11 protein-coding genes are annotated in these 15,433 nt (G+C 66.7%); 4 read left to right on the top strand and 7 right to left on the bottom strand.

What is annotated here, in order from left to right:
* The coding region (locus N5C91_RS02515; protein WP_279827651.1) for a retention module-containing protein at window positions 1-2,415 on the bottom strand (2,415 nt) is incomplete at its 3' end.
* Window positions 2,416-2,753: 338 nt separating this feature from the next.
* On the opposite strand from N5C91_RS02515, the gene N5C91_RS02520 reads away from it, so the two are divergent.
* From N5C91_RS02520 to N5C91_RS02530, 3 genes are read left to right on the top strand one after another with little or no spacing between them, the layout of a single operon-like run.
* Window positions 2,754-4,103, top strand: coding sequence for a TolC family outer membrane protein (locus N5C91_RS02520; RefSeq protein WP_236171961.1), 1,350 nt, complete (start codon window positions 2,754-2,756; stop codon window positions 4,101-4,103).
* 21 nt (window positions 4,104-4,124) lie between these two features.
* Window positions 4,125-6,281, top strand: coding sequence for a type I secretion system permease/ATPase (locus tag N5C91_RS02525; RefSeq protein ID WP_236200669.1), 2,157 nt, complete (start codon window positions 4,125-4,127; stop codon window positions 6,279-6,281).
* Window positions 6,271-7,641 carry an HlyD family type I secretion periplasmic adaptor subunit gene (locus tag N5C91_RS02530; protein WP_236171958.1) on the top strand — a complete coding sequence of 457 codons (1,371 nt, stop codon included), beginning with the start codon at window positions 6,271-6,273 and terminating at the stop codon, window positions 7,639-7,641. The genes N5C91_RS02525 and N5C91_RS02530 overlap by 11 nt, the downstream gene beginning before the upstream one ends.
* A 215-nt stretch (window positions 7,642-7,856) precedes the next feature.
* On the opposite strand, the gene N5C91_RS02535 is transcribed toward N5C91_RS02530, so the two are convergent.
* The 5 genes from N5C91_RS02535 to N5C91_RS02555 form a co-directional block, all read right to left on the bottom strand.
* On the bottom strand, window positions 7,857-8,498 hold the full coding sequence (locus tag N5C91_RS02535; protein WP_279827663.1) for an NAD(P)-dependent oxidoreductase: 642 nt from the start codon (window positions 8,496-8,498) through the stop codon (window positions 7,857-7,859).
* A gap of 134 nt (window positions 8,499-8,632) precedes the next feature.
* A complete protein-coding gene (mmsB, locus tag N5C91_RS02540) occupies window positions 8,633-9,517 on the bottom strand; it encodes a 3-hydroxyisobutyrate dehydrogenase (RefSeq protein ID WP_279827667.1) in 885 nt (294 codons plus the stop codon).
* 125 nt (window positions 9,518-9,642) lie between these two features.
* Complete coding sequence (locus tag N5C91_RS02545; protein WP_279827670.1) at window positions 9,643-10,746, bottom strand: enoyl-CoA hydratase/isomerase family protein; 1,104 nt, start codon at window positions 10,744-10,746, stop codon at window positions 9,643-9,645.
* A gap of 10 nt (window positions 10,747-10,756) precedes the next feature.
* Window positions 10,757-11,575 (bottom strand): enoyl-CoA hydratase, encoded by an 819-nt coding sequence (locus tag N5C91_RS02550; protein WP_236171952.1) that lies wholly within the window; start codon window positions 11,573-11,575, stop codon window positions 10,757-10,759.
* A 326-nt stretch (window positions 11,576-11,901) separates the two neighbouring features.
* Entirely contained in the window at window positions 11,902-13,065 is a 1,164-nt protein-coding gene (locus tag N5C91_RS02555; protein WP_279827672.1) for an isobutyryl-CoA dehydrogenase, read from the bottom strand.
* Between the two features lie 151 nt (window positions 13,066-13,216).
* Between N5C91_RS02555 and N5C91_RS02560 the strand changes: the two genes are divergently transcribed.
* Window positions 13,217-14,095 (top strand): AraC family transcriptional regulator, encoded by an 879-nt coding sequence (locus N5C91_RS02560; protein WP_236171949.1) that lies wholly within the window; start codon window positions 13,217-13,219, stop codon window positions 14,093-14,095.
* A 1-nt stretch (window position 14,096) separates the two neighbouring features.
* Here N5C91_RS02560 and N5C91_RS02565 read toward each other — a convergent pair whose 3' ends face one another.
* Window positions 14,097-15,344, bottom strand: a complete 1,248-nt coding sequence (locus N5C91_RS02565; RefSeq protein WP_279827676.1) for an ABC transporter substrate-binding protein — start codon at window positions 15,342-15,344, stop codon at window positions 14,097-14,099.
* Window positions 15,345-15,433 lie beyond the last annotated feature (89 nt).

Here is a 15,433-nt window from a genome sequence, read left to right on the forward strand (position 1 = left end):
CTTGGCGCCGTTGTCGGCGTCGGTGGCGGCGAGCTGGCCGCTGATCTGCGCATCTTCCTTCACGGTGCCAGTGGTGGCGCTGGCCACCGGTGCATCGTTGGTGCCGTTGATGGTCACGGTCACGCTGCTGCTGGTGCCGTCGGCGGCCTTCACGGTGAAGGTGTCGGTGAGCTTGTCGCCGACATTCAGCTCGTTGTAGGCGCTGTTGGCGGTGTAGGTCCAGGTGCCGTCGGTGCCGAGATTGAAGGTGCCGTGCAGGCCGGCGACGTTGCTCTGCGCCTGGAAGCTGGCCGGGCTGTCGACGTCGCTGATGTCCAGCTTGCCGCCGAGGGTCAGCGGGGCGTCGGTTTCATCGGCGCTGACGCTGCTCTGCCCGGTGATCACCGCCGCGTCGTTGGTGCCGGTGACGGTGATGGTGACGGTCTGCGGGTCACTCAGCGCGCCGTTGTTGTCCTTGGCCTGGTAGGTGAAGGTGACGTCGCGGGTTTCGCCATCGGCCAGGCTGTCGAAGTCCTTGCCGGGGTTGAAGCTGTAGCTGCCGTCGGCGTTGAAGGTCAGGCTGCCGTTGCCCTGGCCGACGCCAGTGGTCAGCTGGTAGCCGGTGACGCTGCCGTCCACGTCGCTGGCGGCCGGCACCTGGCCGTTGAGAACGGTGTTCTCCTCGGTGGTGGCGCTGCCCGGCTGGGCGACCGGGGCGTCGTTGGTGCCGGTGACGGTGATGGTGATGGTCTGCGGGTCACTCAGCGCACCGTTGTTGTCCTTCGCCTGGTAGGTGAAGGTCACGTCGCGGGTTTCGCCCTGGGCGAGGCTGTCGAAGTCCTTGCCGGGGTTGAAGCTGTAGCTGCCGTCCGGATTGAAGGTCAGGCTGCCGTTGCCCTGGCCGACGCCAGTGGTCAGCTGGTAGCCGCTGACGCTGCCGTCCACGTCGCTGGCGGCCGGCACCTGGCCATTGAGCACGGTGTTCTCTTCGGTGGTGGCTGCGCCCGGCAGGGCCACCGGCGCGTCGTTGGTGCCGGTCAGGGTCACGGTCAGCGTGGCGCTGCTGGTGGCGCCGTGCTCGTCGGTGACGGTGTAGGGCACCTGCACCACCTGGGTTTCGCCCTCGGCCAGGTGCTGGTAGGCCGGGTCCTTGCCATCGAAGGTCCAGCTGCCGTCCGGCTTCAGGGTGAAGCCCGCCGGCGGGTTGCCGTTGGTGGTGAAGGTCAGGGTGCTGCCGGTGTCGCGGTCGGTGGCCTGCAGTTGGCCGCCGATCACGCTGTCCTCGGTGACGCTGGCCTGGCCATCCTGGGCAACCGGCGTGTCGTTGGCGCCCTGCACGTTGATGGTGATGACGCGGGTGTCGGTAGCGCCGGACGGGTCGGTCACGGTGACGGTGAAGCTTTCGCTCGGGTTCTGCCCCAGGGGCAGGGCGTTCACCGCATTGGCGTCGACCACGTAGGTGTAGCTGCCGTCGGCGTTGACGGTGAGTTCACCGTAGGCGCCCTTGGTGCTGCCGCTCCAGGTCAGGTTGGTGTCGTCGACGTCGGTGGCGGTCAGTTGGCCCTTGATGTCGGCGAAGCTGTCGTTGGCGGCGGTGTCGGTGACGGTGCTGGTATAGGTGCCAGTGGCCACCGGAGCGTCGTTCACCGGGGTGATGCCGACGTTGACGACGAGCGTGCTGGACGCGCCACGGGCGTCGGTGACGATCACGGTGAAGCTGTCGGCGCCGTTGTAGTCGCCGTTCGGGTTGTACTGCCAGGTGCCGTTGGGATTGAGCACCAGCAGGCCGTTGGCCGGCGCCTGGCCGACGCTGTAGCTGATGGTGTCGCCGTTCGGATCGCGGGCGGCGAAGGTGCCCGTGAGCAGGGTGTCCTCGGCGGTGGTGAGGTTCAGCACACCGTTGCTGCCTTCGCCGAATTCGGGCGCGAGGTTGGGCGGCAGGTCGCCCTGGCGCTCGTCGCCCGCGGAGCCACCGTTGTCCAGGCCGGCGGTGGTGTAGCCGATGGTCGGGTCGACGTGCCCGGCGGTGGCATCGAGCACCACGAAGCTGTGACCGCCGCCAACGCCACCATTGCCGCCAGCTGCCGACGGAGCGGCAGTCGGGCCCGCTGCGGTGGGGGCGAGGGCCTGGGTCGGGTCGAGACCGGCGGCGATGGCCTTCTGCAGGTCCTCGGTGCTCGGCGCGTTGTTTGCCTGCACGGCTGCGTGGTGCGTCTCGGCCTGCGGCAGGTCGGCGCTGCTCCACTGGCTGTCGCGGCCCAGGTCAACCAGCTTGCCCTTGCCGACGTCGAGCGTCACCGCGCCGGAAGCGCCAGTGAGCAACTGCTCGCCCTGGTAGATGCGGTCACCTTCAACCAGGACGCGCTGGACGCCCTCGGGGGACACCGCAATCACTTGGCCGATGATGCTTTTTACGACGGCGACGACGCTGCTCATGCACTTCTCCTGGTGAGGCTTGCCTGGTTGCCGACCGGCCGCGTGCGAGGTCGGCTCAGGAGGCATTCCCTTGTCTGTAAGAGCAAAAAAGTTGGCGTCAAAATCATGGCTTATAGCGGATAGAAATTACGTATATGCCAATGTATTGACCATTCGATTGCCATCCTAAACAATTGGCAAATCGATGTCACTTTGATATCGGTGGCTCGCCCAAAAAAATTTAGCGTGAAATTCATCACGCTTTTTGATGCTTTCCTTGCAGCCATTCGCCGGTCTTTTGACGCTGATTGCGGCAATCGAATCGCTGCGGCTATCTCACTGATAAGGATGTTTTCCTCATGCGCATGCGATTCGCCCCTGTAGTGCCCTTCGCCCTGGCATTCGTGCTCCCCGTTCAAGCTGACTCGCTCAACCAGGCCATGCAGAAGGCTCTGGAGTACCACCCGGAAATCCAGGCCGGGGTGAATTCCCGCCTCGCCGCGGACAAGCAGCTGCGCGCTGCGAAGGGTGGCTACCTGCCGTCCGTCGACCTGACCGCCGGTTACGGCCGTGAAGGCTCCGACAACACCACCACCCGCGGCCAAGGCGACCACTGGGAAACCCTGAACCGTGGCGAATCCAACCTCGCCCTGCGCCAGATGGTGTTCGACGGCTTTGCCACCTCCAGCGAAGTCGGCCGCCAGCAGGCCAACGTGAACTCCCGCGCCTACGCATTGCTCGGCACCTCCGAACGCACCGCGCTGGATGTCGCCCAGGTCTACACCGATGTGCTGCGCCGTCAGGAAATGGTTCGCCTGGCCGAGGAAAACCTGAAGAATCACCAGCGCGTCTACGACCAGATCAGCCTGCGCAGTTCCCGTGGCGTCGGTCGCCTCGCCGACCAGGACCAGGCCGAGGCCCGCCTGGCCCAGGCGCAGAACAACCTGATGACCGAGAAGACCAACCTGGCCGACGCCCGCACCAACTACTACAGCGTGGTGGGCAGCGACCCGGTGGACCTGAGCGACCCGAGCGGTCTTGCCGGCCAGCTGCCGGATGACCTCCAGGCCGCCCGTCGCCAACTGGTCGAGAACAGCCCGATCCTGCGCTCCGCGGAGTCCGACGTGGCTGCCGCCGAGAAGCAGTACGAAGCAGCGAAATCGACCTTCTATCCGAGATTCGATGCAGAACTTTCCCGCGGTGCCGATAACAACCTCGACGGAGAAGAAGGCCACAACAACGAATGGCAGGCCATGCTGCGCATGCGCTACAACCTGTTCGCCGGTGGCAGCAACAAGGCCGAGCTGGAAGCCAAGTCGTACGAAGCGAACCAGGCCCTGGATATCCGCAACAACGCCCTGCGCCAGTTGAACGAGGAACTCGGATTGTCCTGGAACGCCCTGAACAACGCCCGTGATCAGCTGCCGATCGCCCGCCAGTACGTGGACTACAGCACCCGCGTGCGCGAGGCCTACCAGAAGCAGTTCACCATCGGCGAGCGCACCCTGCTCGACCTGCTGGACAGCGAGAACGAACTATTCAACGCTTCGCGCCGTCTGGCCGACCTGAAGTACACCGAGCTGTTCACCCAGTACCGCATCAAGGCCACCCTGGGCGAACTGCTCAAGAGCCAGGGTGTGGTCGCGCCGATGGCCGCGGTGGCTTCCGAAGACGTCAAGCCGAAAGTCCAGCTGCCCGGCCTCAACTAACCTGCCCGAGAGAGCATCCGCGTGGATCAAGAAGTCAGCGCCGTACCCCTAAGCCACGATCCACGCGGTCTGCTCGACGACCCGCTGCTGGACAGCCTGCTGACGCTCTGTCAGCTGCACCAGAAGCCGGCCAGCCGGGCCATGCTCACCAGCGGCCTGCCGCTGCCCGGCCAGCGCCTCTCCGCCGAGCTGCTGCCCCGCGCGGCCGCTCGCGCCGGCCTGCAGGGGCGCCTGCTGCAGCGCAAGCTGGAGCAGATTCCCGCCCTGGCGATGCCGGCCATGTTGCTGCTGCGCGAAGGACGCTGCGCGGTGCTGCTGGGCTGGGAGAGCAATGGCGATGCGCGCCTGCTGCTGTCCGAGAGCGACGGCGGCGAAGTCCGCGTCAGCCGCGAACTGCTCGGCGAGGACTACGCCGGCCAGGCCTTCTTCGCCCAGCCGCAGCACAAGTTCGACCTGCAGCACGGCGAACTCATCCCGCGCGCCAAGAGCTGGTTCCGCGACACCCTCAAGCGCTCGCGCTGGCTGTATGTCGACGCCGTCGCCGCGAGCCTGCTGATCAACCTGATCGCCCTGGCCGCGCCGCTGTTCGTGATGAACGTCTATGACCGCGTGGTGCCCAACCAGGCCGCCGCCACCCTCTGGGTGCTGGCCATCGGCATCAGCGGCGCCTACCTGTTCGACCTGCTGCTCAAGACCATGCGCGGCCTGTGCCTGGACCTGGCCGGCAAGAAGACCGACCTGATCATCTCGGCGACGCTGTTCGAGCGTATCGTCGGCATGAGCATGAAGTACCGCCCGGCGCGGGTCGGCTCGTTCGCCCAGAACATCCACGAATTCCAGACGCTGCGCGACTTCCTCAACTCGCTCACGCTGACCACCCTGATCGACATGCCCTTCACCCTGCTGATCCTGCTGGTGATCGGCATCATCGGCGGGCCGCTGGTGTTCGTCCCGCTGATTGCCTTCCCGCTGGCCGCCGGCCTGGGCTGGCTGATGCAGCGGCCCCTGGTGGAAACCATGAACCGCACCATGGCGCTGGCCGCCGAGCGCCAGTCGAGCCTGATCGAGACCCTCGCCAGCCTCGACGCGGTGAAGGTCAACAACGCCGAGAGCGAGCGCCAGTACCTCTGGGAGCAGACCATCGGCACCCTCAGCCGCCTGGAGCTGCGGGTCAAGCTGCTGTCGACCCTGGCAATGAACATCACCGTGCTGATCCAGGCGCTGGCCGGGGTCATCATGATCATCGGCGGCGTCTACCTGATCATCGCCGGCGACCTGTCCATGGGCGGCCTGATCGCCTGCTACATGCTCAACGGCCGCGCCCTCGGCCCGCTGACCCAGCTCTCCGGGCTGATCCAGCGCTACCAGCAGGCGCGCCTGTCCATGGCCACCACCAACCAGATGATGGAGCTGCCGCAGGAGCGCAATGCCGACGAACGCCCGCTGACCCGCTCGCAGCTGCGCGGCGGCATCGAGATGCGCGGCCTCGACTTCGCCTACCCGAACCAGCAGGTCGCGGCGCTGCACGGCATCAACCTGCAGATCCGCGCCGGCGAGAAGATTGGCATCATCGGCCGCAGCGGCTCGGGCAAGAGCTCCCTGGCCAAGCTGATCGTCGGCCTGCACCAGCCCGACAACGGCAACCTGCTGGTCGACGGCGCCGACGTGCGCCAACTGGACATCAGCGAGCTGCGCCACAACATCGGCTACGTGCCGCAGGACATCAGCCTGTTCAGCGGCACCCTGCGCGACAACCTGGTCAGCGGCGCGCGCTACATCGATGACGAACGCGTGCTGGAAGTAGCCGAGCTGACCGGCGTGAACGAGTTCGTCCGCCTGCATCCGCAGGGCTACGAACTGCAGGTTGGCGAGCGTGGCCACAACCTCTCCGGCGGCCAGCGGCAGAACGTCGCCCTGGCCCGCGCATTGTTGCTCGACCCGCCGATCCTGCTGCTGGACGAACCCACCAGCGCCATGGACAACGCCGGCGAGGAGCGCCTGAAACAGCGCCTGCAATCGATCATGGGCGAGAAGACACTGCTGCTGGTCACCCACCGCGCCTCCATGCTCAGCCTGGTGGAGCGCCTGGTGATCATCGACAAGGGCCGCATCATCGCCGACGGTCCGAAGGACGTGGTCATGGATGCACTGAAGAAGGGGCAGATCAGTGTCGCTTAATCCTCTGGGCAGTATCCGCCACTCTGTCCGTGGCTATTTCAAGGGCGGCGACAACCTCGCCGGCCAGCCGCTCCCGGAAGTCAGCAAGGCGCTGATCGAGGACGCGCCGCGCGTGGTGCGCCTGACCATCTGGATCCTCATCGGCTTCGTCGCCTTCCTGCTGCTCTGGGCACACTTCGCGCAGATCGACGAGGTCACCCGCGGCGAGGGCAAGGCCATCCCCTCGTCCAAGGTGCAGAAGATCCAGAACCTGGAGGGCGGCATCGTTTCGCAGATTTTCGTCCACGAAGGGCAGGTGGTGCAGGCCGGCGAGCAGCTGATGCGCCTGGATCCGACGCGCTTCCAGTCCAACGTCGGCGAAACCGAGGCCGACCGCCTGGCGATGTTCCTGCGCGTGGAACGGCTGTCCGCCGAGGTGGAAGAACGCGCGCTGAACATCCCCGATGACGTTCGCGCCAAGGTGCCCGGCCAGGCCAGCAGCGAAGAAGCGCTGTTCCACAGCCGCCAGCAGCAGCTCAAGGACGAAACCGACGGCCTACAGCAGCAACTGGTGCAGAAGCAGCAGGAACTGCGCGAGTTCGTCTCCAAGCAGGCGCAGTACCGCAACAGCCTGAACCTGCTGCGCCAGGAGATTTCCATGTCCGAGCCGCTGGTGGCCCAGGGCGCGATGTCCCAGGTGGAGCTGCTGCGCCTCAAGCGCGGCGAGGTGGAGAACCGTGGCCAGCTCGACGCCACCACCCTGGCGATCCCGCGGGCCGAGGCGGCGGTGAAGGAAGTGGAGCGCAAGGTTGCCGAAACCCGCTCGCGCTTCCGCAGCGACGCGCTGAAGGAGCTCAACGAAGCCCGCACCGAACTGAGCAAGGCCACCGCCACCGGCAAGGCGCTGGAAGATCGCGTCAGCCGCACCCTGGTCACCTCGCCGGTGCGCGGTATCGTCAAGCAGTTGCTGGTGAACACCATCGGCGGCGTGATCCAGCCGGGCAGCGACCTGATCGAGATCGTCCCGCTGGACGACACCCTGCTGGTGGAAGCGCGCATCCGTCCGCAGGACATCGCCTTCCTGCGACCCGGCCAGCACGCCATGGTCAAGTTCACCGCCTACGACTACACCATCTATGGCGGCCTGCAGGCGGACCTGGAGCAGATCGGCGCCGACACCGTCACCGATGACGACGGCAACAGCTTCTACCTGATCAAGCTGCGCACCCGCAAAAGCCACCTGGGCAGCGACGACAAGCCGCTGCTGATCATCCCCGGGATGATCGCCACCGTGGACATCATGACCGGCAAGAAGAGCATCCTCAGCTACCTGCTCAAGCCCATCCTGCGGGCCAAGGCGGAGGCGCTGCGCGAACGCTAAGCCGAGAAGGCCTGCGCAAAAGGGCCATCCCGTGGGATGGCCCTTTTTTGTGGGTGCAGGGTTTCAGCTGTGCGGGAGCAGGCTCTGTCTGTGATCAGCTCCACCCCTGCGCGTTGGCTTGAACACGCTTCGCGAGCAAGCTCGCTCCTACAAGAGCGCCATGCGGCAACCGGTATCTGTAGGAGCGAGCTTGCTCGCGAACCCGCCGAAGCGAATCAATACGCCACGGTAAACCGCTGCTGGTGATGGTTGGCCTGCTCGGCCTCGTCGAGCATCGCCACCGCCAGGTCCGGCAGGGAGATGCGGCTCTCGCCGTTGCCATCGAACAACACCTGGTCACCGCCGACGCGGAAGCTGCCGCTGCGGGTTTCGCCATCGAGCAGCATCGCCGGGCTGAGGAAGGCCCAGTCCAGTTCCTTCTCGGCGCGCAGCTGGTCCAGCGCGTCGGCGGCGCCCAGCGCACCCTGTTTCCATTGCTCGGGGAATTCCGGGCTGTCCACCAGACGTTGGCCGGGGGCGATCTCCAGGCTGCCGGCGCCGCCGAGCACCAGCAGGCGCTTCACATCAGCCGCCTTCACGCCGTCGAGAATGGCGCGGCTGCCCTTGGCGTGGGCGCCACGGATATCCGGATTGCCCCAGCCGGCATTGAAAGCGCTGATGACGACATCCTGGCCAGCGACGGCACGGGCGACCTGCGCCGGGTCGTAGACGTCGGCCTGGACCACCTTGAGGTTGTCGCGCGCCGGCAGCTTAGCCGGGTCGCGCACCAGTGCGGTCACGCTATGGCCACGGCGCAGGGCTTCTTCGAGGAAGTAATGGCCGACGTGGCCGGTGGCGCCGATCAGGGCAATGTTCATGGAATCACCTATTCGTGGGAGGGAAGGCCGCGCCTTGCAGCTATGGCCGGCAGGTGATTCATCTTCGTCCGGGTGTGGCTGTGGATAAAGCCACCCTCACGCCATGCACTCGTAAGCGTGGCTTCACAATAAGGTCAGTTATCGAAGAGTTTCTGCACCACCGAGAAGTCCTGCTCGCCATGCCCCTGTTTTACCAGCAGGCGATACAGCGCCAGTGCCAGGCTGCCCATGGGCGTGCTGTTGCCGCTGACCTGCGCCGTTTCCAGCGCCAGGCCCAGGTCCTTGGTCATCAGCGACGTCATGAAGCCACCGCTGTAGCCGCGTGAGGCGGGGGCATTCTCCATGACGCCGGGCCAGGGGTTGTACACCTCCAATGCCCAGTTGCCGCCGGAGCTGCGGCGCATGATCTCCGACAGCACGGCAGGGTCCAGCCCGTTGGCGGCGCCGAGGGCGAGGGATTCGGCGGTGCCGATCATCAGCACGGCGAGCAACTGGTTGTTGCACACCTTGGCGACCTGCCCGGCGCCGTCGCCGCCGGCGTGGAAGATGTTCCGGCCCATGGCGGAAAACACCGGGCGGGCGCGTTCGAGCACTTCGGCGTCGCCGCCGACCATGAAGGTCAGGGTGCCGGCGATGGCGCCGCCGGTACCGCCGGAGACCGGGGCGTCGAGCATGGCAATCCTGCGTTCGGCGGCGGCCTGGTGGACCTTGCGCGCCGAGGCGGGGGCGATGGTGGAGCACTCCAGCACCAGGGTGCCGGGGGCGATGTGCGCCAGCAGGCCCTCATTGCCCAGGTAGAGCCCCTCGACGTGCCCGCTGGCCGGCAACATGGTGACCACCATGTCGGCGCCGTCCACTGCATCATGAGCGCTGCGCGCAGCACTGGCGCCCTGGGCGACCAGGCCGTCGATGGCGCTCTGCACCAGGTCGAACACGCGCAGCAGGTAGCCGGCCTTGATCAGGTTGGCGGCCATGGGCGCGCCCATGTGGCCGAGGCCGATGAAGGCGATGGTTTGCATGCTGGTTTCCTCCTGTTCAACGACGACAGGCACTCCAGCGCTTTTGCTGTTTGTAGGAGCGAGCTTGCTCGCGAATCTGGCCCCGCTGCGAGGCCGTTCGCGAGCGAGCTCGCTCCTGCAGGGGGCTAGAGGTCCGCCAGCGGATGCTCGCCCTCCCAGGTCGCGTCGAAGTGCGCATTCACCACAGCATCAGGTATGGCAGCGATATCCGGCCAGTGCCAGTGCGGGGTGTTGTCCTTGTCGATCAGCCGGGCCCGCACGCCTTCCGGGAATTCCGGGTGGCGGCAGCAGTTCAGGCTCATCGCGTACTCCATGCGGAACACCTCGGCAGTCGACAGATGGCGCGCGCGGCGTATCTGTTCCCAGACCAGATGGGCGGTCAGTGGGCAACCTGCGGCGAGGGTCTTCGCCCCACGGGCAATCAGCGCGTCCTCGTCGTCGACCAGCGCGGTCAGCGCGTTCCAGGCCTCGGTGATGTTGGCGCTGTCGAGCACCGCGTCCAGGCGTTCGCGGCGCGGCAGCAACTGGGCATCCGGCAGCTCACCGCGAGCCTCGTTTTCCAGTGCCTGCAACAGGCTGTGCAGCTGCACCTCGGCCTGTTCGCGCCAGTTCAGTTGCACCAGGCCGTCGATCAGGTCTTCCTGCTGGGTGTCGAGCAGGAAGCGGTCGGCGAGGTCCAGGTCCAGGGCGTCGCGGGCGTTCATCTGCGTGGCGGTCAGGCCGAGGAACAGGCCGAGGCGGCCGGGCAGGCGGGCGAGGAACCAGGTCGCGCCGACATCCGGGTACAGGCCGATATTCACTTCCGGCATGGCCAGGCGGCTGCTCGGGGTGACGATGCGTATGCCGGCGCCCTGCATCAGGCCCATGCCGCCGCCCATCACGTAGCCGTGGGCCCAGCAGATCAGCGGCTTGCCGTAGGTGTGAAGGAGGTAGTCCAGGCGGTATTCGTCGGCAAAGAAGCGACGGGCCAGCTCCGGCACCTCGCCGGGCTTCTCGCGGCAGGCATCCACCAGCTTGCGTACGTCGCCGCCGGCGCAGAAGGCCTTGCCGCCATTGCCGCGCAGGACCACGCAGGCGATCTGCTCGTCGGCCTGCCAGACGCGCAGCTGGTGGTTCATCGCCTCGATCATCGGCAGGCTCAGGGCATTCAGGCTCTTCTCCGCATCCAGCGTCACCACGCCGATGCGGAAGCCGTGCAGGCCGGGGCGTTCTTCGAACATCACATTCATGGTCGGGGCCTTATTGGTTGCGCCAGTGCGGGTCGCGTTTTTCCAGGAAGGCATTCACGCCTTCACGAGTGTCGTCGGCGTCGAACAGGTCGACGAAGCGCTCGCGCTCCTCCGGCAGCCAGGTGCTCGGGCCGCGTTCGCGGGCGCCCTGGATCAGCGGCTTGATGGTGCGTACCGCCACCGGGCTCTGCCGCGCGACCTTGGCTGCCAGCAGCAGCGCCGTGCCGCGTGCTTCGCCGGTGTCGACGACCTGCTCGACCAGGCCGATGCGCAGCGCCGTCTCGGCATCCACGCGCTCGCCGCAGAGGATCATGCGCTTGGCCCAGCCTTCGCCCACCAGCCAGGGCAGTGCCTGGGTGCCGCCGGCGCAGGGCAGCAGGCCCACGGTCGCTTCGGGCAGGGCCATCTGCGCCTGACGTTCGGCGATGCGGATGTCGCAGGCGAGCGCGCATTCCAGGCCACCGCCCATGGCGTAGCCGTTGATCGCGGCGATCGACACGCCACGGAAATCGCGCAGCGCCTCGAAGGCTTCGCCGAAGCGCCGGGCCATCTCGCGGGCGCGGGCCTTGTCACCGTCGGCGAACATGTTCAGGTCGGCGCCGGCGGAGAAGAATTTCGGGCCCTGGCCGGTTACCACCAGGGCGTAGATGTCGTCGTCGCGGTTGAGGTGCTCGATCACCTGGCGCAGGCCGATCAGCGAATCGCGATCCCAGGTATTGGCCGGCGGATGGTTGATGGTGATCAGCGCGGTGTGGCCGTGTTTCTCGACGGTCAGCTTGTGGGTCAGGTCGAAGACTCCGGGCTTGTAGGGCTCGAGGGCGTTGCTCATGGGCATCTCCTTGTCGGTCATGGGCATGGACTCTAGGTGTGCGCGGCAGGGCGCGTCCATGTCCGATCTGTTCGATCGCACCCGCATTGGCGGGCGGTTTTTCCAGTGCCAGGCTCTTCGTAGGAGCGAGCTTGCTCGCGACCCAACCCCGCTGCGGAGATGGTTCGCGAGCAATAACGATGGCGTCCCCCTCGCTCCTACAGGGAAGGCTTCACAGCAAGCGGTCCAGTTACGTAGGGCGAATAACGCGCCAGCGTTATCCGCCATCCAGGCGTCGGCGGATAACCTGTTCCAGGTTATGCGCCCTACGGTTCGGCCATTTGATTTCAGAGCAGGCGGTCCAGCATCCCACCCTGTTCCAGTAAACGGCGGGCGACGATCACCCGCATGATCTCGTTGGTGCCTTCGAGGATCTGGTGCACGCGGCTGTCGCGCACCCAGCGCTCCAGCGGGTAGTCGTTGAGGTAGCCGTAGCCGCCGTGGAGTTGCAGCGCCTCGTTGCACAGGGCGAAGCAGCGGTCGGTGGCAAAACGCTTGGCCATGGCGCAATACAGCGTCGCCTCGCCGTCCTTGTGGTCCAGCTTGTGCGCGGCCAGGCGCACCATCTGCCGGCTGGCGGTGAGGTCGGTGAGCATGTCGGCGAGCTTGAACTGCAGCGCCTGGAACTCGGCCAGCGCCTTGCCGAACTGCTTGCGCTCCTCGACATAGCGCAGCGACTGCTCCAGCGCCGCCTGGGCCGCGCCGAGGGAGCAACTGGCGATGTTCAGGCGGCCGCCGTCCAGGCCCTTCATGGCGTAGACGAAGCCCTGGCCCTCCGGCCCGATGCGATTGCCGGCGGGAATGCGCACGCCTTCGAAGGTGATGGTGCGGGTCGGCTGGGCCTTCCAGCCCATCTTGTCCTCGTTGCGGCCGTAGCGGATGCCCTCGGCGTTGGCCGGCACCAGGAAGCAGGAGATGCCCTTGGCGCCTTCCTCGCCGGTGCGCGCCATGACGATCAGCACGTCGGTGGCGCCGGCGCCGGAGATGAAGGTCTTGGCACCATCCAGCACGTAGTCGTCGCCATCGCGCTTGGCGCGGGTGCGCAGGCGCGCGGCGTCGGAGCCGGCGTCCGGCTCGGTGAGGCAATAGGAAGCGAGCAGTTCGCCGCCAATCAGCCCCGGCAGCCACTGCTCCTTGAGCGCGGCGTCGCCGAAGCTGGCGAGCATCCAGCTGGCCATGTTGTGGATGGTCATGTAGGCGGTGGTGGCGACGCAGCCGGCCGCCAGTTGCTCGAAGATCAGCGAGGCAGACAGCCGCGACAGGCCCAGGCCGCCGTCTTCCTCGGCGATGTACAGGCCCAGGTAGCCCTGCTCGGCGGCGCGGCGGATCACCTCCACCGGGAAGTGGTGCTGGCGATCCCAGTCGGCGGCGTGGGGCGCCAGCTCGCGGCTGGCGAAGGCACGGGCGCTATCCACCAGCAGGCGTTGTTCTTCGGACAGATCGAAATGCATGCAGCTACCTCTGGTTGTTCTTGTCGGCTACAGCAGCGTGCGCAGGGCACGCCTGGTTGTTCGGTTATAGCGGTTGCGTCTGCCGCTGTGGATTGACGATCTTGTGTAGGGGATGGACGATCTTGGTCTTGCCGTCGCCGGAATACCGAACATGTCCCGTCCGCTGATTTCCACCTGGCCGCTGCCGCAGCAAGGCGTTCGCTTTATCACCCCACCGCGCCTGCGCCGTGCGCTGGACCGCCATCCGCTCGGTCAGGCCTGCTATCCGCTGGCCCTGGGGTATTACCCGGCGGCGGTGGGGCACCGCATGGAGCGGCAGGTGCCGGACGATCACCTGCTGATCTACTGCAGCGCAGGGCATGGCTGGCTGGAAACGCAGGATGGACGATTCGAGGTAACCGGCGGCGACCTGCTGGTGCTGCCCAAGGGCCGCGCGCATGCCTATGGCGCCGATCCCCAGCGGCCCTGGTCGATCTTCTGGGTGCACCTGGAAGGCCGCCTGGCGGAGGACTTCCTGCGCCCGCTGGGCAAGTCGCCGCGCCTGCGCGTGGGTGTGCAGCCGCGCCTTCTCGGGGAGTTCGATGCGTTACTGGCGCTGCGTCGGCAGGGCCTGAGCCTGCCGCACTTCATCCATGCCGCTCACCTGTTGCAGAGCCTGCTGACCTCGCTGGCCCTGCGCCCGGCGCGGGCGCGGCTGAAGTCCGGGCGGGTGCTGGACGTGGAGGCGGTGCAGGCGATGATGCACGAGCACCTGCACGATGCGCTGAACCTCGACGAGCTGGCGGCGCAGTTCCGCCTGTCGCGCTTCCACTTCGCCAAGACCTATCGCGCACTGACCGGGCAGGCGCCGATCCAGGACTTCATCCGGCTGAAGATGACCCACGCCTGCCGCCTGCTGGACCAGGGCAATCTCGAAGTACGCCAGGTCGCCGAGCAACTGGGCTACGCCGATCCGTACTACTTCTCGCGGCTGTTCAAGAGCGTGGTGGGCATGGCGCCCAGTCACTACCGGGCGCTGCATACCGGCTGAGTCATTGCAGGGTCAGCGGCTTGCCCGCGGCGCTGCGTTCGGCCTGCCACTCGGCGAGGCTCGGAGCCGCTTCGGGGCCGTCCATGTGCTCGACGATCTCGAAGTAGTCCTGGTGCAGCGGGTCGCGCAGTACCTCGTCGCGCGGCTTCACCTTTACCACGTAGACGCGCTGGATGTTCTGGTGGTCGAAGTCGCGCCATTGCTGCTCGCCCTTGAGCAGGTTGTAGCGGTGGCCTTCCAGTGCCTTGACCAGCGCGTCGCTGTCCAGGCTGCCGCTGCGTCTGGCGGCGTCGGCCCATTGGTAGACGATGCTGTAGGCCGAGGCGGCGGAGCTGGCCGGGTAGACCCCGTAGCGCTGGGTGAAATCGCGCACGAAGGCCTGGCCGCGTGCCGAGCCTTCGCGCTCGGGCACCTGCCAGGTCCAGGGTTCGGTGCCGATCACGCCCTGCATCAGGCCGGGGCCGGCCAGCTCGACCATGCTCTGGGTAAGGTTGGGCGCGATGATCTGGTGGTTGCGCGTCAGCCCCAGTTCATCGGCGATGCGCATGGCGTGCACGAGGTCCTCGCCGAACAGAGCCAGCACCAGCACGTCGGCCTGGCTCGCGGCCGCCTGGGTCAGTGCGTCGCGATAATCGGAGAGGCGCGCGCCGGGGAAGGGCACCTTGATCGACGGATGCCGGGCGGCGTCCTCGGTGCCGGTGTAGTGGCGCAGCGAACTTTCGGTGGTCAGGCCCCAGGTGTAGTTGGCGGTGACGTAGAAGTAGCGCTTGCCCGGCAGCGTGCGGCCCAGGTAGCTGCCCAGGGCGCGGGCGCTCATCCAGGCGCTGTTGCACTCGCGGAACATGTAGCGCTGGCCGTCCTTGCCGGTGGTGTCGTTGGAGTAGGTGAGGGTGCCGAAGTACAGCAGCTTCTTCTGCGCCGCGCGTTCGCCGGCGGCGATGGCCACCGCGCTGGAAGCCCCGCCAAAGAACATCGCCGCGCCGTCGGCGGCCATGGCGTCGATATTGCGCAGGGCCTTTTCCGGGCGCGAGGCGTCGTCCTTGCTCAGCAGGTGCAACGGCCGGCCGAGCACGCCGCCCTGGGCGTTGATCTCGTCGATGGCCAGCAGCGCGCCGCGCATCTGTGCCAGGCCTTCTTCCTTGTAGGAGCCGGTGCGCGGGTAATTGAGGCCGAGGTTGATCGGTTCGGCGGCGTGCGCCAGGCAGCTGAGGGCAGCCACCAGCGAGAGTGCGGCAGTCAGAAATCGCATGTTCGTTCCCTGTTGTTTTTATTGGCGGGTGAAGCGAAGAAGGGACTGTGCACAGACTGGCTGGCCACTCCCATTGGCCTTTGGTCGAA

This window comes from Pseudomonas sp. GD03903 (assembly GCF_029840045.1).
Classification (GTDB): Bacteria; Pseudomonadota; Gammaproteobacteria; order Pseudomonadales; family Pseudomonadaceae; genus Pseudomonas; species Pseudomonas pseudonitroreducens.